Annotated in this window: 13 protein-coding genes; 10 read left to right on the top strand and 3 right to left on the bottom strand. The window is 30.0% G+C overall.

Going from position 1 to position 23,781, the window contains the following annotated elements:
* Positions 1-118 precede the first annotated feature (118 nt).
* Together KMP11_RS06005 and KMP11_RS06000 are read left to right on the top strand one after the other, a co-directional pair.
* Positions 119-6,082, top strand: a complete 5,964-nt coding sequence (locus KMP11_RS06005) for a ZmpA/ZmpB/ZmpC family metallo-endopeptidase (RefSeq protein WP_216279715.1) — start codon at positions 119-121, stop codon at positions 6,080-6,082.
* 1,028 nt (positions 6,083-7,110) lie between these two features.
* The gene (locus KMP11_RS06000; RefSeq protein ID WP_216279714.1) at positions 7,111-9,873 is read left to right on the top strand and encodes an SEC10/PgrA surface exclusion domain-containing protein; all 2,763 of its coding nucleotides are present in this window, start codon (positions 7,111-7,113) and stop codon (positions 9,871-9,873) included.
* Positions 9,874-10,469: 596 nt separating this feature from the next.
* Here the strand turns inward: KMP11_RS06000 and KMP11_RS05995 are convergent.
* Entirely contained in the window at positions 10,470-11,105 is a 636-nt protein-coding gene (locus KMP11_RS05995) for a YigZ family protein (protein WP_216279713.1), read from the bottom strand.
* Between the two features lie 143 nt (positions 11,106-11,248).
* On the opposite strand from KMP11_RS05995, the gene KMP11_RS05990 reads away from it, so the two are divergent.
* The 6 genes from KMP11_RS05990 (at position 11,249) to KMP11_RS05965 (ending at position 18,881) form a co-directional block, all read left to right on the top strand.
* Positions 11,249-12,097, top strand: coding sequence for a DegV family protein (locus tag KMP11_RS05990; RefSeq protein WP_253195945.1), 849 nt, complete (start codon positions 11,249-11,251; stop codon positions 12,095-12,097).
* A gap of 296 nt (positions 12,098-12,393) precedes the next feature.
* On the top strand, positions 12,394-13,227 hold the full coding sequence (locus tag KMP11_RS05985) for a DegV family protein (RefSeq protein WP_216279712.1): 834 nt from the start codon (positions 12,394-12,396) through the stop codon (positions 13,225-13,227).
* Positions 13,228-13,339: 112 nt separating this feature from the next.
* On the top strand, positions 13,340-14,293 hold the full coding sequence (gene whiA, locus KMP11_RS05980) for a DNA-binding protein WhiA (protein ID WP_216279711.1): 954 nt from the start codon (positions 13,340-13,342) through the stop codon (positions 14,291-14,293).
* 113 nt (positions 14,294-14,406) lie between these two features.
* Positions 14,407-15,846, top strand: a complete 1,440-nt coding sequence (locus tag KMP11_RS05975; RefSeq protein WP_216279710.1) for an alanine/glycine:cation symporter family protein — start codon at positions 14,407-14,409, stop codon at positions 15,844-15,846.
* A gap of 107 nt (positions 15,847-15,953) precedes the next feature.
* Complete coding sequence (locus tag KMP11_RS05970; protein WP_216279709.1) at positions 15,954-17,468, top strand: ClC family H(+)/Cl(-) exchange transporter; 1,515 nt, start codon at positions 15,954-15,956, stop codon at positions 17,466-17,468.
* A 213-nt stretch (positions 17,469-17,681) separates the two neighbouring features.
* Positions 17,682-18,881, top strand: coding sequence for a restriction endonuclease subunit S (locus KMP11_RS05965; RefSeq protein ID WP_216279708.1), 1,200 nt, complete (start codon positions 17,682-17,684; stop codon positions 18,879-18,881).
* Positions 18,882-18,996: 115 nt separating this feature from the next.
* On the opposite strand, the gene murB is transcribed toward KMP11_RS05965, so the two are convergent.
* Together murB and KMP11_RS05955 are read right to left on the bottom strand one after the other, a co-directional pair.
* Positions 18,997-19,893 carry a UDP-N-acetylmuramate dehydrogenase gene (gene murB / locus KMP11_RS05960; RefSeq protein WP_216279707.1) on the bottom strand — a complete coding sequence of 299 codons (897 nt, stop codon included), beginning with the start codon at positions 19,891-19,893 and terminating at the stop codon, positions 18,997-18,999.
* The gene (locus tag KMP11_RS05955; RefSeq protein ID WP_253195944.1) at positions 19,877-20,404 is read right to left on the bottom strand and encodes a GrpB family protein; all 528 of its coding nucleotides are present in this window, start codon (positions 20,402-20,404) and stop codon (positions 19,877-19,879) included. The genes murB and KMP11_RS05955 overlap by 17 nt, the downstream gene beginning before the upstream one ends.
* A gap of 159 nt (positions 20,405-20,563) precedes the next feature.
* On the opposite strand from KMP11_RS05955, the gene KMP11_RS05950 reads away from it, so the two are divergent.
* Positions 20,564-22,978: a transglycosylase domain-containing protein gene (locus KMP11_RS05950; protein ID WP_216279706.1), complete on the top strand. Its 2,415-nt coding sequence runs from the start codon at positions 20,564-20,566 to the stop codon at positions 22,976-22,978.
* Between the two features lie 111 nt (positions 22,979-23,089).
* Positions 23,090-23,629, top strand: coding sequence for a competence protein ComK (locus tag KMP11_RS05945; RefSeq protein WP_216279705.1), 540 nt, complete (start codon positions 23,090-23,092; stop codon positions 23,627-23,629).
* Positions 23,630-23,781: the final 152 nt, after the last annotated feature.

Below are 23,781 nucleotides of genomic sequence, written 5' to 3'. Positions count from 1 at the left end.
TTCTGTTATTTGTAATATTGCTAGTTTTTTTCTTTTTATTAGAGAATAAAATAAGATGTAGAATATCTTTTCTTTGAACCTTGTACCTTTATTGAAATGAAAGGAATTTAAAATAAGTATGAAAAAATTTGATAGGCAGCTCAGCCGTTTTTCAATAAGAAAATTCTCGGTAGGCGTAGCTTCGACTTTATTAGGAATTAGTTTCTTATCTACTGTAGCACCAGAAATAGCACAAGCTGAAGAAATTATGCGTACAAATATAACATATCGTTATGTTAGCGAGGAAGAATTAACTGAAAGTGAGAAAAAGACGATTATAACTTCCTTGCCGTCAGAAAAAGTATCTGGAGATGCTATTTATTATATGGTTTATCGCCCAGATAAAAAAGAAATTTTACCAAAGATATGGCAAGACTGGTCTATAATAGTAGCAGGAGCAGGTGTAGCATTTTTGGTATGTGCATTTTATTGGCACCGCAAGAAAAAAACTTGGATTGCTACGGTTTTTCTTGTAACTAGCTTGGGGCAAACAGTAGTAATTCCAGAAGCATCTGCTTTAACTAGCAATTTGTTTGCCAATTTTACTCAAGAATTTTCTTTAACAAATGGAGAAATTTTACCAGAAACAATCAGAGAAATTGATGGTTATCGTTTTGTAGGTTATATTGTTGAAACAAATATTAATAAAGATATTGAAAAAGTAGGGCAAGCAAGCAAACCAAAAGAAGAAAACCCTGGAGAAAATAAGGAAGTTACACCCGAAAAACCAGCTGAAACGATAGCGACAGAAGAAGTAAGACCCAATGTTGTAGCAGAAGCAGCTAACCCAAAAGAAGACCTAGAAACTAATAAGGAAGTTAAACCAGAAAAACCAGCTGCAACGACAGGGACGGAAGAAGCAAGACCCAATGTTGAAGCAGAAGTAGCTAAAGCAAAAGAAGACCTAGAAACTAATAAGGAAGTTAAACCGAAAAAACCAGCTGAAAATATAGTGACAGAAGAAGTAAGACCCAATGTTGTAGCAGAAGTAGCTAAAGCAAAAGAAGACCTAGAAACTAATAAGGAAGTTAAACCAGAAAAACCAGCTGAAACGACAGGGACAGAAGAAGTAAGACCTAATGTTGTAGCAGAAGCAGCTAACCCAAAAGAAGAAAATACAGAAACTAATAAGGAAGTTAAACCAGAAAAACCAGCTGAAACGACAGCGACAGAAGAAGTAAGACCCAATGTTGTAGCAGAAGCAAGAAACCCAAAAGAAGACCTAGGAACTAATAAGGAAGTTGCACCCGAAAAAGCAACTGAAACGACAGGGACGGAAGAAGTAAGACCTAATGTTGTAGCAGAAGCAGCTAACCCAAAAGAAGAAAATACAGAAACTAATAAGGAAGTTGCATCCGAAAAAGCAACTGAAACGACAGGGACGGAAGAAGTAAGACCCAATGTTGTAGCAGAAGAAACTAACCCAAAAGAAGACCTAGGAACTAATAAGGAAGTTACACCCGAAAAACCAGCTGAAACGACAGCAACAGAAGAAGCAAGACCCAATGTTGTAGCAGAAGCAGCTAACCCAAAAGAAGAAAATACAGAAACTAATAAGGAAGTTGCATCCGAAAAAGCAACTGAAACGACAGCGACAGAAGAAGTAAGACCCAATGTTGTAGCAGAAGAAACTAACCCAAAAGAAGAAAAACCAGTTGCAACTGAAGAAGAAGTATCTCCTGCCCCATCTCTAGAGTCTGAAAAACCTGAATCTGAAAAACACCGTGAAGCTTTAAGCGAGGAAAAATTAACAGTTACGAAACCTTTAGAACCACTTGAGTTGATGGTAGCTGTTGATAAGTTAGATAAAGGCATACAAAAAGAAGTTGATACTAATAAAAAAACCCCAGCAAGTCTAGCAACCTATCAAGCGGCAAAAGAAAAAGCCCTTGCGATTCTAGCTGAGGCAAAGGCTGTCATTGAAGATCAAACAGCTAGTTCGGAAGCTATTACTCAAGCTAAGGAAAAAGCAGAGGAAAGCCTTAAAAAACTTGAAGAGGCAGAAGTGGCACTTGAAAATATGCCTAGCAAACCAATTTTGGAATTGCAGACATTGGAGAAAAAAGAAAAAGAAAAATCAGTTCTAGTGGAGTATCATTTAATTGACCCAGATGCTACATTTATTTCTGCAACTGCCCAAATTTATTCAGGAGATAAGTTGGTTAAAGAAGTTAAACTTTCTAAAGAAAATTTATCTGGAATTAAAATTTCAGGCTTAGACTATGATGTTGAATATCAACTAAAAACTACTTTTGAATATATAAATTTAGATAAAAATGCAAGTGAAACACTTTCAAAAGTTGAAACATTTATCTTAGAGCAAAAACAGATTGAATTGAAAAATTTAAGCAATTTAACACTCTACACTTATCGAAATGGGATTAAAACAAAAGTTATCAGTTTAGCAGAAGTTGGCTCAATTAATGATTATTTTGCTAGTTTTATATCAGAAAGTGGTAAGGAAGTTCAATTGCCAATCAAAGAAATTGTGGCTGAAGGTAATAGTTTTAAAGTAATAGCTAGTCACCCTAATCTTGTTCAGCGTAATGAGGAGGGCTATTATGAGGATAATTACAGTTTTACGGTTGCTAAAATCGCACCAGCACAAAATGGAATTTATACTTCTTTCAAAGATTTGATAAATTCAATAAACAATAATCCGAGTGGTACGTTTACTTTAGGAGCTGACTTGAATGCTGAAGAGATTGAAGATGCAGGTGCAAACTATGTAACAGTACCTTTTACGGGGACTTTAAACGGTTTACATGATGGTGAAAATTATACGATTTACAACTTGAAGGCACCTCTTTTTGATACAACAGAAAATGCGAATATAAAGAACCTTAATTTAGCTGATGTTAATATTCAATCATCAAAAGCTAATGTAGCTAGTCTTGTTAATCAGGCAAGTGGAACAAATATTGAAAATGTTGCACTTGCTGGTAGTATTACAGCTCCTCATAATGTAGCAGGCTTAGTTTATTCTGCCCAAACTAATACAAATATTCGTAATATTGACCTTAAGATGAAAATTTCCACAACAGCAACCAATACAGAAATGAAATCGGGTGGTGTGATAGGAATAATTGGCAATAGTAATCTTGAAAAAGTGCATGCTAATGTGAGGATTGATACGAAGGTAAAAGCAGAACAATATTTTGGTGGTGTTCTAGGTGTAGCTACAAATAATGTGAATATTTCCGATGTTTATGTTGAAGGGACATTAGCTAATAAAGGTGGTGGTCGGGTTGGAGCAATTAGTGGTAGTGCTGGGCGTGCAGTTCTTACTAGAATTGTATCGACGATTCCTGTTACGAATGGATCTACTTTAAATGGTTCAGGAGATGGAATTAGCGTAAGTGAGATTTATGGTCTTGAAGGAAAATCAACAGCAAATGTCAAGTCTAAAAAACTGAATTTGATTTCAGCAGAGGCTCTAGCCGAAAAGGTGAGTTCAATGGGCATAACAGCTACTTTATCCGATAAGAAAACGTCTCTTGGACAAAGCTCAAAAGTGATTGACTATAGTACTCTACCTAACTATGATTTAAATCGCGAAATAGCTTATCGCAATACTGAAAAACTCTTGCCATTTTACAATCGTGAATATATTGTTAAGCAAGGAAATAAGATTGATAACTCAAGTAAACTATTTACAACGAAATTGGTGTCGATTGTACCGATGAAAGATAAGGAAGTTATTGCAAACATTTATAAGAATAAGGATGCAATCAATCGTCTACTCTTGAATTATGCAGACGGAAAAGTCGAATATTTAGATATTACTCCAGCTTCAACTTTTGCTGATAATACGATTCAAGAATATATTATAAACGGCACAGAATTGCTTTATACGCCTGAACAATTTATAACAAACCCAGAAGAAGTTATCAAAACAGCCATGAAGAGAGTTGAAGGACTGAAATACTTTTCAGAAGATGTTTGGAAAGTTACTCAAAACCATCCTGAGATAGAGGCGGATAGTCCAAGTCTTAAACCTATTGAAAAATATCAAAATGATATTTTAGAAGTACTATATCTAAAAGATTCCTTTAAGAAAGTGCATGATCGTGCTCAAGATGTCTTTGAAGCGGCACTTGCTCAAAGTGTCGCTGGTGATTTTACAAGGGAACCTTTAAAAGAGCAGATGAAAGATTATATGAAAAAGAATGCTGTTGCGATTCTTGTAGGAGCAAGCTATCTCAACCGTCTTTATAATATTCAATTTGACCAGATGAATGTTGGGGAACTGGCAACTTTCTACCAAAATTTCTTTGGTAGGCAGGTGAATAGTTTGGAATGGTTAGCAAATCTTGGTCGTATGGGTAATAATGCATTGGAAATTAAGAATAATCCTGCAACCTATAGGAAGTGGATTGCTCCAGTGTCTGGTTATGCTAATTTACGTGAGTATTTGAGTGCTTATCGCACCCGTTTTACAGAACTAGATGAAAATGATTGGTTTAAGTCTGCGACTAAGGCCTACATCGTAGAAGTACAATCGAAAGAAGTGCCGAATGAAAAGTATAAAGTATATGACCAGCTTAATCGTATCGACCACCCCCGAATGATTTTGCCATTGTTGAACTTGACATCTGAGGGCATTTATATAATTAGTAATATGACTACCTTGTCATTTGGTATGTATGATCGTTATATGGACATGTCACTTAAAGACACGAATCCGGATAAATATGCCAGCGAACTTGAGCGTGTCAATAAATTGGTAGACTATTTTGCAAAAACACAAGGAGATCATTTTGATTTCTGGTATCGAATGGCTAGACCAGAAGTGAAAAATCGAATGTATAGTCGTGGTAATATGCCAATTCCAGTATGGGACGGGTACTACATTCCGCATTTTGGTAGAAAGCCTCTTCATTGGATGCCCAAATTTGGAGAGGGTGCTTCTAGTCGTATGACAGACTTCTTCGCACCAATTGGTAAATACTACCTACCAAACGGTGTTGGAGCTTATGCAACGGGGGATTTGGTTCACTATGTTATTGACAAGGCCCTGTCTCATTATGGGCAATCTGTTTTTACTCATGAAATGACACACAACATGGACGGAACGGTTTATCTTGGCGGGTATGGTCGTAGAGAATTCTTTGGAGCAGAAGTCTATGCCCAAGGCCTACTACAAGCTACTACTTCAGCAACGAATCAGATTTTCGCACTCAATACGAATGCAGATTATTCAGTAGTAGAAGGAGGAAAATACGCAAATAATCGTGTTCATAATTTATCCCCAGAACGTTTTAAAAGCCAAGAGGACTTAAAAGAATATCTTCAAGGGCGTATGGATGTGATTTATACCCTGGAAGCCTTAGAAGGAAATGCTTTAGTTAAACTTTCCAAAGCTGATCAAGCCCTGTTTTACAAAAAAATCGAACGCATAAATGATATCGGTGAATCGAGAATTCGTCAATTGAGGGCAGAAGATTTGGAATCTCTAACACTAGATAGCCTTGATAGCTTGGTAGAAAATGATATCTTACTTGGACTTCATGGACTTCACAGTAATAAAAATAAGATTAGCAAAAATGGTTACGACCTTGAACATTTATTCGTTGCAAATTATAGTGGTTTAACTAATCCGCATGGTTCTTCAGATAGTTTGAGCATTAAACGCTTGAGTAATGAATTATTAGCTGAAACGGGTTATGAAGGCTTTATTTCTTATCTGTCTAATAAGTATCGTGCAGAAGCAAGAGCCACAGGCAAGATATTTAATGATGAGTTTATTCTCAAGAAAATTACTAATGATAAGTTTTCAAACTTCCATGACTTTAAAAAAGCCATGTACAAGCGCCGCTTAGATAGGGTAGGGCAGTTGAAACCAATTAGCTTTATCTACAAGCAGCAAACATATACTGCAGATGAAGCAACTTTAAATAACTTGATTAATGCAGCCGTTCAAGCCGATTTAGCAGCCTTAAAAGCTAAGAAAGCAACAACAAATCTTCTTACACTAAAAGAAGCAATTTTCAAAGCCTATCTTTTAGATACTGATGATTTTAGAAGTTCAATTTATCAATAATTGTTTTAAGAAGTAAATAAATTTTAATTTATTATGCTTATACTTAGTTAAGTATTAATTTTTAAAATTTTTAATACTTAATAATAAATATTTGCTAAAATTTCAACTTAATATAATAAAAACGTAGAAAATTTTGATTTGCCAAAAAAATCTATGTTTTTATTATATGATTCTTATTTTTTGCTAGAAAAAGCATTTGAAAAATTTTATCCTATATAAAATAAGGCTATTGTATAGCTAATACTTATGTGTGGAAGACTTATGTCGCTTCTAGTGTTAAGCTTAGCTTTGTTGCAACTGGTATTTTAGGTTTAATAGAAATTAAGTGGAATTTAGGAATTTTAGATAAGGGAGCATATGTGCCTTTTTTGTTTGTATCTAGTACTTGTATAGTTTTTCTGCTAAAGCTATTTATAATATTGATTTTTTAATATTTATAAAGTTAGTATTTAATATATAAATTTAAATAAAATCATAAAAAAGTTCAAAAAACTAGGATTTTTGGAACGATTGTGTTATTATATTTCTATGTATTATTATTTAATAATAAATACTATAAAATAAGACTTTTTAAGTGCCTTATAATTTAATATACAAAAAATTTAATTTATAGATAAAAAGTTCCAAAAATCCTGTTTTTTTGAATGTAATTAAAAACATAAGAAAAAATTGATAATTAATAAATATAATAAGTTATTAAAAAGATAGACTTACAAACAATTAAACATAAGACTTTAAGGCTGTAATTATGGCTATAAGGCTAGCTAAGATAATTTTAATGCAAATCCTTGGGAAGTTAGTTTTGTAAAAAGCTATTTTTATACTTTAAATAGTAATTTTAGAGACCTATAAATAAAAAATATATAGTAGTTATAAAATTTTAATTTATAGAATTTGTTAAAAAAAGATATATAGCACTTAGTCAGACTAGGAAGATAAAAATATATTAAGGAAAAATAACTTAAAAGTCTTTACAAAAAATCTAAAAAATAATATAATGTATTAAATGTATTGAAAGGAGAATTTAAATGAAAAAATACACACTAAGAAAAATAGGAAAAAGATTGCTACCAGTAGCCTTTGCGGTAGCGCTAGGTCTAGGTGTAGATGAAGAGCTTAATAAGGCTCAGGCACAGGAAAATGCTGTAGAAACAAATGCAAATGCAGAAGAAAACACAGCTCTAATCAAAGAAGCAGTAAATAAACAAGCAGAAAAAACAAATAGGGTCAAAGAAGAGTATGATAAGGCAAAGGCAGAATTAGATAAGGCTAATAGGGAAGTAGCAGAAGCTAGGCAGCTAAAAGAAGAATCAAGCCCTGAAAATATAGAAAACACAAAACAAGAAGTAGCAGTTAAAGAAAAAGAAAAAGAAGCGGCACAGGCACAATTAAAAAGCAACCAAGCAGAAGAAACAAAAAAACAAGAAGCATTAAACAAGCAAAAAGAAGAGACAGCAAAACAAGCGAAAGAAGTAGATAAACAAAAAGCAAATGTAGAACAAGCTCAAAAAGAATTAAATAATTCAAATCCGCCTGAAATAGTAAATAAATATAATACGGTCCGAGATAATCTAAAAAAAGCACAGGCCAAATTAAAAGAGGCTACTGAAAACCTAAATAAAGCCAAAGAAGCTGATAAACAAAAAAGCAGTAAACTAGAAAGTCTAAAAACAAAACTTGATTCAGTTACAAAAGAAGAAGAAAAACTTAAAAAAGAACTTGAAAAAGCTCAAACAGAATACGACAAGGCTAAGAAAGAATTAGAAGAATTAGAAAAAGGTCTGGGCTATAATAGAATTGTCTTGTCAGATGAGTATAAAAAAGCAGTAGTAAAAGTGTATGATAAGAATCTTACAGAAAAAGAAAAAAAAGATGCTGAAGCAATATTAATAGGCCAAGCTGATAATCTTAAAGCCTCAAACAACTTTAAGCCTAATCCAAATGATGATAAAACAAAAATTAAAGATATAAATAAATTAACAAAAGATCAGGTAAAAGAATTATCACTCTTTGCAAGTGATATAATAAACGGACTTAGGGATCAACTAGGAGCAGTTCCTACAGTAGTAACATCTTCATCTATTGATTTTGCAATGAAAGTAACAGATGAAGTAAACACTTCAAATCATGACACATGGACGAATAGCCACAATGAAGCTGGAATAAAAAAAGTGGCTAAAGAATATGGTTTACCAGAAGGGCAATATTATGAAAATTGGGCAGGTTCGACTGATGTTTTAACTGAATATACCATGTCAGACTTGAAAAAGAGAATCTATGAATCTTTAAAAAATTTTATGTTTTCTAAAACAGAGTGGTATCATGCTACGGGTATAACTTCAACAGGAATATACAAGATAGAAAATGGGGGTAAATCATATCTTGGAGTTGACTTTGTAGACCACAAGTCAAATAATAGACATTATTACGGAGTGCACTTCTTAACAGTAGGAAGTAACTATCTAAACAGAGCAAATAATAATCATAATAAGAGTAATTTTGCTACAAATCCAGAAGCAAAAACAGGGGCAGAAAATTCTGAAGTTCCAGAGAATATAAAGAATAAAAGAAAAGAAGTAGCAGAAAAAGAAAGTGAAAAAAATAAAGAAGTAGCTAAATACAATACTAAGAAACAAGAACTAGAAGCAAGCAAAAAAGAATTTGCTCAATTAACAGCTAGTAACGATAAAACTGCTACAGCACAAGAGGAATTAGATAAAGAAACTACAAAAACAGCAGAGCTTAATAAAGAATTAGGTAACTTAAAAACAGAATATGATAAAGTAAATGAAGATATAAAAACAAAAAATACTAAGTTAGAAACAGAACAGGATAGTTTAGAAACAGCCCAAACCCAACTAGAAACAAAGAAAAAAGAAGAAGCAAAGAAAGCAAAAGAGCTAGAAAAAGCAAAAACAGAAGTAGCAAAAACACAAAAACAAATAGAAGAAATAACTAAACTAATACAAGAAAAACAAAACTATGTAGAAAAACTAAAAAACGCTAAAGAAATACTAACAAAAGCCCAAGCAACACAAAAACAAGCCCAAGAAAAAGAAAAACAAGCCCAAGCAAAATACAACAAAGAAAAACAAGAACTAGACAAACTACAAGAAAAACTAGACAAGATAGAAGGCAAATACGAAAGAGCCCTAAAAGCCTACCTAGAAAGCCAAAAAAGACAAGAAGAAAATAAAAACAAAGAAGAAAAAGACAAAGAGCCAAAAGCCCAACTAAAAAACAAAGAAATAACAGTAGACTTCAAAGAAAAAATAGGAGAAGGCTATGAACTAAGAACAGAAATAATAGAAGACAAAAAACTAACAGACCAAGTAAAAGAAAAACTAGCAACAAACGATATAAAAATCTACGACCTAAGCATATATAAAGAAGGGCAAGAAACAAAACTAAATGGACAAAGAACAGTAAAAATAGTAATAACAGAATATGCAGACAAAGAAGTAAAAGTATACCACCTAAAAGACAGTGGAGACTTAGAAGAACTAGCATCAAAAAACAACCAAGGAGAAATAACATTCCAAACAAACCACTTTAGCAAATTTGTAATAGCAGCCCAAGAAAAAATGAAACAAGCAGAAAAAACAAACAAAAAAGAAGAAACAAACAAAGAAGAAAAAACAACAAATAAAGAAAAACAAAAAGTAGACAAAAAAACCCAAACAAAAGCCAAAAAACTAACAAAAACAGGACTAGAAAACACAAGCTCTATAGGAATAGGCCTATTTATGTTAGTAGGAACAATACTACTAGCAAGAAGACAACAAAAATAAAAAAATAAAAAGAACTAGATTGATTTCTAGTTCTTTTTCTATAAAAAAATACAAACAACAAAATATTTTCAAGAAAAAGAAGATCTTTAAAACAATAAACTTTATTGACTTAGGACATAGAGATTTAATATTATAGAATTAGTAAATAGAAAAAACATGTTAAGCCTGGCAGCAGAAGATATGAAACAAGGCTTTACTATGAAAGAAGCTACTTATACTTGGGGGAAAGCCTTGTCTATGTATTAAAATGCTGCTAATATACCTATTAGTAATGATATTCTGTATAGAAGCATGTATTTTAAGTTATATATAATCTTGAATATTGCCAATGTAACCTGTGTAATAGATTCAAGTAACAAAGCAAGGATATTTTTTATTATGACTGGCATATTCTTATAATGAAGATTTTAAAATAATAAAAACTTATGTATAAAACTAAAATGAGTAAAATAGAATGTAGCATAAGAAGAAATAAGGAGGAACTGGTTAAAAAATTATACAATTTATATGAGCAAGCAAAAAGAAATTAATAATAAAAAATATCTGAGTTTAAATTATATAATTTAAAAATGAAGTGAAAATTAATTCACTTCATTTTATTTTATATCAAATTCTAATAATTTTTCCCTTGATGAAATAATTTTAAATTTACCATTTGTTGCTTCCCTAATCCAATTTAAAAATACTTCGTCTTCATTTTTTATTACAAAAATTTTGTAATTTATCTTGTCGCTATATATCACATCATCTACTAAAAAATTTGTTTTTGTAATTTCATACTCTATTTTACCATTAAGTGAATATTCAATTTCAAAATTTATTTCTAAAGCATTTTTTCTTTCTATTAGCTTAGCTTTTTTTATTGCTTCTATAAGGCCAGAAGAATAGGCACGAACAAGTCCACCTGTTCCTAATTTTGTTCCCCCAAAATATCTTATGCTAACAGCACAAACATTTTTTATATTATTTTTTAATAGAACATCTAGCATAGGAGTTCCAGCAGTTCCACTCGGCTCGCCGTCATCATTTGCTCTTGTTATTTCGTTGTTGTCGCCAAAAACAAATGCTGAACAAACATGGCTTGCATCATAAAATTTTTTCTTCATCTTTTGTATAAATTCTTTGGCTTCTTCTTGGCTAGATATTCTTATTAGATAAGTAATAAATCTGGATTTTTTTTCTATCAATTCATTGTCTACATTATTTTTAATTGTGATAAATTTTTTTGTCATTTTATCCCACCTATAAAATATTATTTATCCATTATAGCATATATAAGCAATTATATTAAAAAATATAATATTTGTAATAATAGTTTTTTTATATTATAATTAGTTTGTAATTTGTTACCTTGTAAACAAATTAATAATATTGAATGTTGAGAGAAAATATGGCTAGAATAAAATTAATTACTGACAGCACGAGCGACTTAACTCAAGAAGAAATTGAGTTTTACAATATAGCAGTTATACCTATGAAAGTTACTATTGACGGAGAAGATTTTGACGGCATAGATAATGAAGAATATATTTATCGTATGCGTGATGCCAAACAATTTTCTACCAGTCAACCTGCAGTAGGTTTGTTTATGGATGCATATAAAAAATGGACTGAAAAAGGATATGAAATTATATCTTTACATGTTTCTAGTGCTTTGAGCGGTACTTATAATACAGCTTTTTGCGTTGCACAAGACTATAAAGGAGTTCATGTTGTTGATACCATGACGGCTACTTGTGGTATGAAATATTTTATAAAAGATGCTTACGACTATATTAAAGAAGGAAAAAATGTAAAAGATATAGTAGAATTATTAGTAGCAAAACAGAAAAAAGTTTTGACTTATGTTACTATTGATAAACTTGACAACCTAGTAAGAAGTGGTCGTTTGAAAAAAACTGCTGGGCTTATAGGTAATTTCTTAAATCTAAAAATTTTAACAAAATTATTACCCGATGAGCTTGTTGTTCTTGATAAGGTAAGAGGCAAGAAAAAATTAGTTCAGGCCCTAATAAACGCCATAAAAAAAGACGTTGAAAATAAAAAAATTAAAACAATCAGTTTAGTAAATGTACTTTCTTATGAATATATAGACATGGTAAGAGAAAAAATGTTAGAAGTATTTGATTATCAAGTATTGGATAAAAATATTGTAATAACGACACCAGCTGTATCGACGCATGCAGGAGAGGGGGCTGTGGGAGTTATGATAGAAGTTGAATAAAAAAGAATTGTATTTAAAATACAATTCTTTTTTTATGAAAAATTTTATTTTTAAACAAGTTAGAATTTTAGAAAAAATTTTTATTAGTTTAAAAAAATAAGATGTTAAGCAAAGTTGAAAATTAAAAAATAAAAATTTCTATCAGATAATAATAAACAAAAAAATTTACTAAAAAATAAAAATACATTGTAAATTAATAAAATTTATAGTATAATTTCAAATATATTTATCTCTAAGATAAATATATTTTTATATGAGTAAAAAATAAAGTTTATTAATAAAGATGAGAGGACAAAATGACAAAAATAAAATTAATAACTGATTCAACTAGCGACCTAAGAAAAAGCGAAATTGAAAAATATGATATTGAGGTTTTACCAGTAAAAGTTACCATTGACGGGCAAGAATTTGATAGTATAGATAATGAAGAATATATCTATAAAATGCGAGATGCAAAACAATTTTTTACCAGTCAACCCTCGGTAGGTTTATTTTTAGAAGCCTATAAAAAATGGACTAATTTAGGTTATTCAGTAATATCTATTCATATTTCATCAGCAGTAAGTGGAACCTATAGCACAGCAGCATCTGTTGCCAAAGAATTTAATAATGTATTCGTTATAGATTCAATGACAGCCTCTAGGGGTATGCACTATTATATAGAAGATGCCTACAAGTACATTAAAGAAGGTAAAGATGCAGAAGAAATATATAAATTGCTTATTGAAAAACAAAATAAAATAATTACTTATGTTACTATTGACAGGCTGGATAACTTAGTAAAGGGAGGAAGATTAAAAAAATCTGCTGGCCTTATTGGAGGTCTACTTAATCTAAAAATATTAACAAAATTATATCCAGAAGAACTTGCTCCAGTAGACAAGGTTAGGGGGAAGAAAAGATTAATTCAAAGTTTAATTGAAAATTTAAAAAATGATGTGGCAGGTAAAGAAATTAAAAAAATTAGTTTAGTAAATGTCTTAGCCTATGAATACATAGATAGCATAAAAGAAGAAATAGCTAAAGAATTTAATTATAAAATTTCAGATGAAGATATTTTCATTACAACTCCAGCAATTTCAACTCACACTGGCGAGGGAGCCGTAGGAATAATTGTAGAAATAAAATAAAACATCTGCCTAACTTAAAAATATTTAAGCCAGTAGATTTTTAAATTTATGTGTTGTTTATTTTTTATAATAGTGATACAATTAACTAGCTAAAAATTGCTAGGAGGTTAAAATGTCATACGCATCTGAAATGAAAAAAGAGCTAACAATGATTAAAATAAGTAAAGATAAAGAATTTTTGTCAGAATTATCTGCTTTAGTCAAAATGAATGGAATTTTAACCATAGCAAATGGGAGGCTGAGTATAGGTATTCAAACAGAAAATGCAGCCATAGCAAGAAGAATTTTTTCTTTAATAAAACAATTTTACGACGTTAACATAAATATATCGGTAAGAAAAAAAATGAAATTAAAGAAAAATAATGTCTATATTTGTAGACTAGATGAGAAAGTAAAAGAAATTTTAACAGAATTATACATTTTAAGTGATAACTACACACTAAGAACAGACATAGCAAAAGAACTAACAGATACCGACGAAAAAAAACGTTCTTATTTGAGAGGAGCTTTTTTGGCTGGAGGTTCTATAAATAACCCCAGAACCTCAAGATATCACCTAGAAATATTTTCACAATATGCAGAACACAATAAAGAATTAATGAAACTACTAAATAGTTATGACCTCAATGCAAGAAGTCTCGAGAGAAAAAAAGGCTTTATTGTTTATGTTAAAGAATCGGAAAAAATCGCTGATTTTATAAATATTGTTGGAGCCTATCAATCCCTATTCCAATTTGAAGATGAAAGAATAGTTAGGGATATAAATAATTCTGTAAATAGAATGCAAAACTGCGATCTGGCAAATATGAATAAAATGGTCAAGGCTTCTAGCAGACAAGTAGAAGATATAAATATAATTGAAGAAAGACTAGGAATTGAAAATTTAGACGATAAGTTAAGACTAGTAGCAGAAGCAAGGCTGAAAAATCAAGAATTAGCCCTGAAAGAACTAGCAGAACTTATAGAAGACGGAAAATTATCTAAATCTGGTCTTAACCACAGGTTTAGAAAATTAGCAAATATAGCAAAAGAACTAAAAGAGGGAACTTATAAAAAGAATATCTAAAATAGATATTCTTTTTATAATGTAAAATTATCTAACACATATTTACTGAAAAATTTTTAAATTGTTATAATTATAAGTATAGTTTTTGATACTACTATTATGAGGAGAATAAGATGACTGAAAAATTAATTAATCTAATGGAAATAATAAATGATTTTATGTGGACCTATTTTTTAATAGGTTTAATTATTGTTGTAGGTTTGTACTTTACTATTAGCACTAAATTTGTTCAATTTATATATATAAAAGAAATGTTTAAACTTATAGCAGAAAAACCTATTAAAGATACTAAGGGACAACAAAAAGGCGTATCTGCCTTTCAAGCATTCACTATTTCAGCTGCGTCTAGGGTTGGTACTGGAACCATTGCAGGAGTTGCCATAGCTATTGCTTTAGGAGGACCTGGTTCAGTCTTATGGATGTGGATAGTAGCACTTTTTGGTGGTGCTTCATCATTTGCCGAATCTGCCCTTGCACAAGTTTATAAGGTAAGGGATAGAAAGGGAGTTTTTCGTGGAGGACCTGCCTATTACATGGAAAAAGGTCTTGGTCAAAAATGGATGGGTGTATTATTTGCCATAGTCATATCAATAACTTATGGTTTTGCATTTAACTCTGTACAGACTAACACAATAGCTCAATCTTTGGCAATTTATAATATAGATACGAAAATAGTAGGAATAGCATTATTAGTTTTAACTATATTTGTCATCTTTGGAGGGGTAACTAAGATAGTAAAAATTACTCAATGGTTAGTACCCATAATGGCCCTAATATATTTATTAATAGTCTTGGTAATTATGATTATTAATTTTGATAAAATTCCAGGTTTAATATCACAAATTTTTAAATCTGCATTCGGTTTAGAACAAGTTGCAGGAGGAACTATTGGTTTAGCTACTTCTATACTTTTAGGAGTAAAAAGAGGTATGTTTACTAATGAAGCAGGTTTAGGTTCAACACCTAATGCGGCAGCAACTGCTGATAGTACGCATCCAGCTAAGCAAGGTTTTATTCAAACTTTGGGTGTATATTTTGATACTTGTTTGGTATGTACAGCTACGGCCTTTTTAATTTTATTATATCCAGGTATAGAGTATGGCAATGGGAAGTTACAGGGTATTCAATTAACACAAGTAGCCTTAACTTCACAAATAGGTAGTATCGGAACAATATTTTTAATAGTTGCAATATTTTTATTTGGTTATAGTTCTGTTGTTGGAAATTATTACTACGGAGAAACAAATATCCAATATTTAATTCCTAAAAAATGGGCAGTAAATGTTTACAGGGTATTTTGTTGTATATTTGTCTATCTAGGAAGTGTTGCAGACTTGAATATTGTTTGGGGAGCTGCTGATATCACAATGGGAATTATGGCATTATTAAATCTTATTGCAATAGTTGGGCTATCTAGTGTAGTTTATGTAGTCCTTAAAGATTATGTTAAGCAGAAAAAATTAGGTAAAGACCCAGTATTTTATTTGGATAACCTACCAATTAAATTAAATAATGTCGATTGTTGGAAAAATAAACCAAAAGAAAATAAATAATTTTTTAACCTGACTTGTGTCAGGTTATTTTTTATTTTTAAAAAAGACTTTAAAAATTTCTCATAAATTAGTAAAATAAATTTAAGAATAAATTTTGGAGTAAAGATATGAATATTCTAAAAAAAAGACGCAGGGAGATTTTTAGCGAATCATCTCTCTTATTTGATGGTATTATAGTTGGTATTATGGCTGGCATAGTAGGTGTCATATATAGACTAATGATAGGTTATAGTGAAAAAGTTATATATTTTTTTGAAAATAATATTGGGTCAAATAAAATATATATTTTATATCTGATATTATTTTTGCTAGTAATGGGATTTTTATCTGCTTATATGGTAAAAAAAGAACCTTATTCATCTGGGAGTGGCATACCCCAAGTTGTAGCAGAAGTTACTGGTCGAATAGACACCAGACCTTTTAGAATTTTATTTTATAAAATGTTTGGAGGATTTTTTGCAGCCCTGGGTGGTTTGTCCCTGGGTAGAGAGGGACCTTCTATTCAACTAGGTGCAATGAGTGGAAAACTTGTCTCAAAATTATTAAGACGTGATAGTGTTAAAGAAAATTATTTATTAACTTGTGGCGCTAGTGCTGGTCTTTCGGTAGCCTTTAATGCACCACTTGCAGGAGTTATGTTTTCTATCGAAGAAATTCATAAAAATATTTCTAAAAAATTAGTTGTCAGTTGTTTTGCTTCGGCAGTAGTTGCTGATGTCATAAGTCAATATGTATTTGGTTTTGAGGCGATATTCAAATTTTCAAATCTTGCTAGCATAGAATTACAAACTTATATTTTTATAGCCATCTTGGGAATATTTTTAGGACTGTGTGGAACTTTTTATAATCTATTAATGAAATTTTGTTTAAAAATATATAATAAAATTACTCTTAATATATTGTTACGTCCACAAATAGCTATGTTTTGTTCTTTAGTAATGTTTATATTTTTTCCTATTGTATTGGGTAGTGGTCATCACTTGGTGGAAAAATTAATCTATACCACTTATGGAATTTTATTTTTAATAGTATTATATTTTTTAAAAACATTTTTCTCACTAATGTCTTTTTCGTCTGGAGTAGCAGGAGGTATATTTCTTCCAATTTTAGTACAGGGAGCGATTCTAGGAGCCTTATTTAGTAAATTTGTTGGAACAGAATATTTGTCAATATTTATTATATTATCAATGGCTGGTTACTTAACTGCCGTTGTAAGAAGTCCGCTAACTTCGATTATTTTAATTTTTGAAATGACACAAAAGCTATCTTATTTTTTACCACTGGCAATATGTTGTTTAGCCGCTTATTACACTGCTAATATTTTGGGAACTAAACCAGTTTATGAATATTTATTAGGAAATTTACTATCTAAGGAACATATAAAATTTGACGGAGAAAATGAAATAGAATTTGAATTAACTATCGAGGCAGATTCTGCTTTAATAAATAGAAAAATTTGTGAAATAGATTGGGGAAAAAATATTTTTGTTGCAGAAATAGAAAGAAATGCAAAACACATCTTACCTAAGGGAGATACGCTATTAAATCAAAATGACAAATTACTTATCAAGGCTACAAAGGAAAGTTCAGATGATTTTGTAAATAAATTTTTAGAAAAATAGTTGAAAAAGTAGAGAAGTAATAACTAATATGTTAGAATTACATTAAATACTTATAGGAATGTAGAAAAATATTAAGTTCTCCTGGTTTTGAAAAATTGCATCTAGACGACGGTGTAAAAAAGTATAATTATGGAGAAGCAAAATTCAAAAATATTTTAATGGCTAAAATAAAATCTTGATGAAATAAAATGAGAACCAAGGAATTAAGAAATAATGAAAAGATATAAAAAGTATAAGAGAGTAGACTTGCCCTGGTTAAGGGAAGTGCCAGAACATTGGGAGATATTACCAAATAAAGTCTTTTTAAAAAGTAAAAAAAAAGTAGTAGGAAATAAAGAACATGAATACGAATTGTTATCACTAACAAAAAATGGAATAAATGTAAAAGGGAATAATAACTTTACTGGAAAAATGCCAGAAACTTTTGAAAATTACCAAGAAGTTAATATTGGTAAATTAGTTATGTGCCTATTTGATTTAGATCAGTCAGCTGTATTTTCTTCTGTTTCTAAGTATAAAGGTAAAATTACATCCGCCTATGAAGTATTTGAAATAATAGGAGCAAACAAAAAATTTGTAGATTATTATTTTAGATATATTTTTCAAGATAGAAAATATAAAGTGTATTCAAAATCTGTTAGATATACCATAACAAAAGATGAATTTAAAAACATAAAATCTATTATCCCCCCCCTATCTGAACAAAACCAAATAGCTAACTTTCTTGATTGGAAGATAGGGGAGATTGATAGGTTGGTGGGGTTGGAGAAAAATAAAATTGAAAAGCTGGATGAGTTGTTGTTTAATAAATTAAATTCAATATATGATAACTTGAAAAATTATAATTTAGTAACATTAAAAAGAATTAGTAATGTGTATTCTGGAAAAGAAGTCGTAGATGAAATTAAAAAAAGTAGTTCTTCTTTTGAAGTGTATGGTTCTGGCCCTACAGCATTTAAATATACAAGTAATTATTTGTTTGATGGGAAATATATTATATTTGGAAGAAAAGGAACTATTGGGAAGCCTTATATTTTAGATAAAAAATTTTGGCTTGTTGACACTGCTTATGCTATTACAAATAATAAAAAAGTAAGTTTTGATTATTTATATTATATCTTAAGAATATTTAAGTGGGAAATATTTACCACTAATACAGTGAAGCCAAGTGTGGTTGCCGATGAAATTATTAAAACTAAAGTTAAATTACCTACAATTAAAATTCAGAAAAATATCAATAAAAAAATTAATATGTTAGAAAACAAAATTAAAATGTATAAAAGTTTAGTAAATCAACAAATCCAAAACTTACAAGAACTAAAACTAACATTAATTTCTGATGTAGTTACAGGAAAAATAGATATAAGAGAAATAGAAATACCAGAGGAATATAGGAGGGAAATTGATTATTAGACTTAGGGAAATAAATTAATTTTATTGTAAATTTCTAAGATAAAAGACAAAAATTTATAGTTTTAAAAATTATAAATAGCTAGTAAAAAAATGAGAGATTAGTTTCTCTCATTTTTTATTCTCCTATTATCTTAACTTCACGCTCTAATTTTACGCCACTATGTTCAAAAACTTTTTTTTGAACTAGAGCAATTAAGTTTTTATAGTCTTCACAAGTTGCATTATCTATATTTATCATAAAACCAGCGTGTTTAGTAGATACCTGAGCACCGCCGATAGTTAGTCCTTGACAGTCAGCGTCTTGAATTAATTTTCCAGCAAAATAACCCTCGGGTCTTTTAAAGACAGAACCACATGACGGATATTCAAGTGGCTGTTTATCCGAACGCATTTTATTTAAGTCCTCAACCCTAGCCATCATTTCTTTTTTGTTTCCAGGTTTTAGTTTGAAATAAACAGTTGTGATAATATCTTTTGTATCTTGGATAATTGAGTGTCGATATGAAAAATTCATATCACTATTTGAATATTCTTTATACTGCCCCTCTAGTGATAACGTTTCAACCCTTATTACAACATCTTTAACTTCACCGCCATAGGCACCTGCATTCATAAAAATTGCACCACCCACACTGCCAGGAATACCACAAGCAAATTCTAAACCACTCAATTCTTTTTCTATCAGAAAATCGGTCAGTTCTTTTAGAGTTAAACCAACTTGGCACCTAACTATATTATCTTCTAACAGGTCTATTTTATTCAGACCACTGGTAATTATAGTAAGCCCCCTAATTCCCTTATCAGAAATCAGAACATTAGAACCATTGCCCAAAATAGTTACATTGATAGAATATTTATTTGCAAATTCTATAACTTTTTTTAACTCTGCGACATTTTTTATAATAATTAAGGCATCACTTTTCCCACCAGTTTTTGTGTAAGAATAATTTTTTAGTGGCTGGTCATATTTAATAATACTGTCGACTAATATTTTTTCAAGTTCTTTTAGCATTTTTATCTCCATTTAATATTTTCTTAATAAAAATATCTCGTTTCTTTATATATTCTTTGCTATTACTTTTCAGATTAAAATTTTCTTTTTTAAAATTTTGATAGTCTTCAAATATTTTATTATTATTTTTTAATAAATAGTTAAAGAAAATAAAATTTTTATGTATGTCAGTATCTTTTTGCGCAATAAATAATTTTATGTTGTAATCCATTTTAGTAAAATCTTTTATTTTGCAGTAAGAAATAAATCCTTTTCCCTTATGAGCAAACCTGTGATAGCCCATATTATTCAATCTTTTTTCATCAAAATTATTTATTTCGTGTAAATTTTCTACCACGATTAAAATATCTATTATTTCTTCACCCAAAGAATTATTAATTGCAGTTGAACCGATATGTTCATAAGTGAAGCTAGGCATTTTAGGTATATCTTTAATTTTTTTAATTTCTTCTAAAAAATTATTTTTGAAAGAAAGATTATTTAATTTTTTGATACTTATATTTCTTTTCATGATAAATCTCTAATTTTATAATTTATATACATTTTATATTATATTTGTTCTTAACATAATTGTAAAGATAAAGTTACAATTATGAAATTGATTTTTTTTTCTTTTCGCTATACAATGGTATTAGTAAAAATATATAAAAATTAAGGAAATTAATTATTTATGAATAAAAAAAATGAACAGCTATCTAGGAGAGCAAGATATAAGAGTGTAGCACCTGGAGGTTTTGTTTCTAGGAATTATGTCAATGATAATGAAAATAAAAATAATAATTCTGATACTATACGCAGAACAGCTCCTAAAAGGTCAAGATATAATGAAATAGAAGAAGATAAAAATACTCAAAGAGTATATAAGAGAAACTCTCAAAATAGACCAGTAAATAATAATCTAACAAAAAAAGAAGATAAGAGAAATATAGCTAAAAAAAGAATTAGTAAACCAAATAAACCTAGAAAAAATAAAAAATGGCTTGCTGCATTAATAAAATATTGTTTGTATTTAGCTAGTATAGGTACAATAGCCCTGTTTTTAATTTGTGTTTATTGGATATACCAAGCACCAGAATTTAATTCTAGTCTACTTGACAATAATAATAGAACAATAGTTTATGACATTAATGATAAAGAAGTAGCGAAACTTGGGAATAAAATAGGGGACAATGCTGAAATGTCAGAAGTTCCTCAACAAATGCAAGATGCAATTTTAGCAACAGAGGACAACAGATTTTTTGAACATGGAGCAGTTGACTATAGACGACTTGTTGGAGCAATATTTTCTAACATCACAAGTGGTTTTGGGTCGCAAGGGGCTTCTACTATCTCGCAGCAACTTATCAAGAGAATATTTTTAGATGATAACAAGCATATTAAAAGAAAGGTTCAAGAAGCCTATCTGGCTTACAAATTAGAACAAAATTATGACAAAGAAACTATTTTTAATATGTATATTAATAGAATTTATTATTCTGATGGAGTATATGGTTTAAAAACAGCGGCAAATTATTATTACGGAAAAGAACTTAGTGCCTTGAGTTTACCCCAGACGGCATTACTTGCTGGGATACCGCAGCAACCAAACGGATATAATCCTTATGACCATCCAGAAAATGCAAAAAAAAGAAGGGATACTGTACTTTATCTGATGAAATATCACGGTAAAATTTCTGAAGAAGAAGCCAATGCCGCTGAGCAAGTTGATATTACAGACGGTTTAGTAAGAAGAGACAGTAGCAACAGATTTATTCTTTCTAGTGAATTTGATGAAAGTTTAACAGCTTATATGAGTCAGGTTGCTATGGAGTTAAGAAATAGTAAGGAATATAGAAATTATGACGGAGATGTATTAAATCTAGGTTTAAAAGTTTATACAAACTTAGATACTAATATTCAAAAATCAGTTTATAATTCTATGGCTAATAATTCAGTTGGAATAAAAAATTCTAGTGATATAGCCATGGTTGTTCTTAATAATGAAAATAGTGGAGTGTCTGCCTTGTACGGGGGACGAAACTTCAAATTCGGTGGCTTTAATTATGCAACACAAGCTAAATTACAACCTGGTTCATCTATAAAACCAATTTTAGCCTATGGGCCGGCAGTAGAATATTTAGGCTGGGCAACTAATCAAATGATTGAAGACAAAAAAATTCCTGGTTCAGAAATACAAAACTGGGATAGAAAATATCACGGCAATGTAACGATGAATTATGCTCTGATGATGTCCTTTAATATACCTGCAATAAAAACTTATCAAGCAGTTGGATTTAATAATATTAGAAAATATGCTAACAGTGTAGGACTTGAAGTTACAGACGATTCAATCACCACTCCTATCGGAGGAAGTGCTGACGGCTATAGCCCCCTACAAATGGCTGGGGCCTATGTACCATTTTCTAATGGAGGTTACTATGCAACTCCGAAAACTGTCAGAAAAGTTTTTGATAATGAAGGATTTGAAATTGCAAGTTTTAATTCTAATGATAGAAAACAAGTTATAAAAGATACAACAGCCTATATTATGACCTCTATGCTAAGAAATGTTATCAGCGGTACAGCGCAGTATTCAGCAGTTGGCGGTGTTGACATGGGGGTTAAAACTGGAACAACTACTTTTTCAGTTTCAGAAGCAGAAAAATTTGGTTTTGATGTAGACAATTATTCAAAAGATTCTTGGGTTATTGGCTATACAAGTAAATATACAATGGCAGTTTGGCAAGGTTTTGATACTATTGATGATAATAAAAAATTCATGACAAGTCAGGACAATGTAAAAACGCAAATGCTTTATAAAACTAATATGCAAAGCATAGCAAGACTTTATCCACCAAAAGCATTTACTGCACCTAACAATGTAGGAACATATAATGGTGGTTTGAAAGTTTTAACAAATGAAGAAAAATCACAATTAGAAGCCCAAGCAAGAAAAGAAGAAGAAGCTAAAAAAGAAGAAGAAAATAAAAAAGCAGCTGAAGCAGAAAAAAATAATAATAGCACTAATAATTCTAATAATAGAAATAATGATACCGCAACAATTAACAGTAGAAATACAACTAACAACTCAAACAATGGTGGCTAAAAATATAGTAGGCGAAAGCCTATTATATTTTTTATTATTTCTCCAAGAATATTTTATAAATACTAGAATAAAAAAACACTATTTGCTATAATAAACTTGAGGTGAGGAACTATGGAATATTTTAAGTCTAAAGACATAGTAGTGCTAATAAAAAAATATGAAATAATGGCAATAGATTGTTTTTATGATGAAATGGGAGCATTAATTTCTAAATTATATTGTTTGGATAATAATGAAATATTGGTTGATATAAAACCATCAAAAATTATAAATACAATATGTGAAATTTATAATAATGATGACTATATATCTTGTAGCAAAAAAACTAAAAAAATAATATTGTGTGATAAAAAAATTCCAGTTTTTATCAATGACGATTACGGAAGTATCTGGCTTCCTTTTGGAACGACAAATAATGATACTGATGGGAGTTTTTGGCTTAATATGAATTATATTTCTATTAATCCTCACACTGCTAAGGCAGATAAAAAAACAAAAAGATTAACTTTGATACTTGAAGACGGGCAAAAATTAGAACTTGATATAAATTATAAAAACTTTATGCTTAAATGGGGCGAAGGTGCTGCCCTAAAATATGAAATTGATAAAAATAAAAGAAGAATAATTGCTCAAAATCATTTTAACTATTAAAAAATTAATTTTTAAATTTCAAGAAGATAAAGAATCGGTAATAAGTTTATTACCGATTTTTATTTATTATTTTGTTTAATTAATAAAAAAACCTACCTTACAAAATGTGTAAGGTAGAAATAAGGGAGTAAATATGAAAAGTCTTTATTATA

Origin of the sequence: Gemella sp. zg-570, from assembly GCF_018866345.1 — a bacterium.
In the GTDB taxonomy this organism is placed as follows: Bacteria; Bacillota; Bacilli; order Staphylococcales; family Gemellaceae; genus Gemelliphila.
Note: the sequence above shows the minus strand (reverse complement) of the source record. Positions and strands in the feature narration are given on the sequence as shown.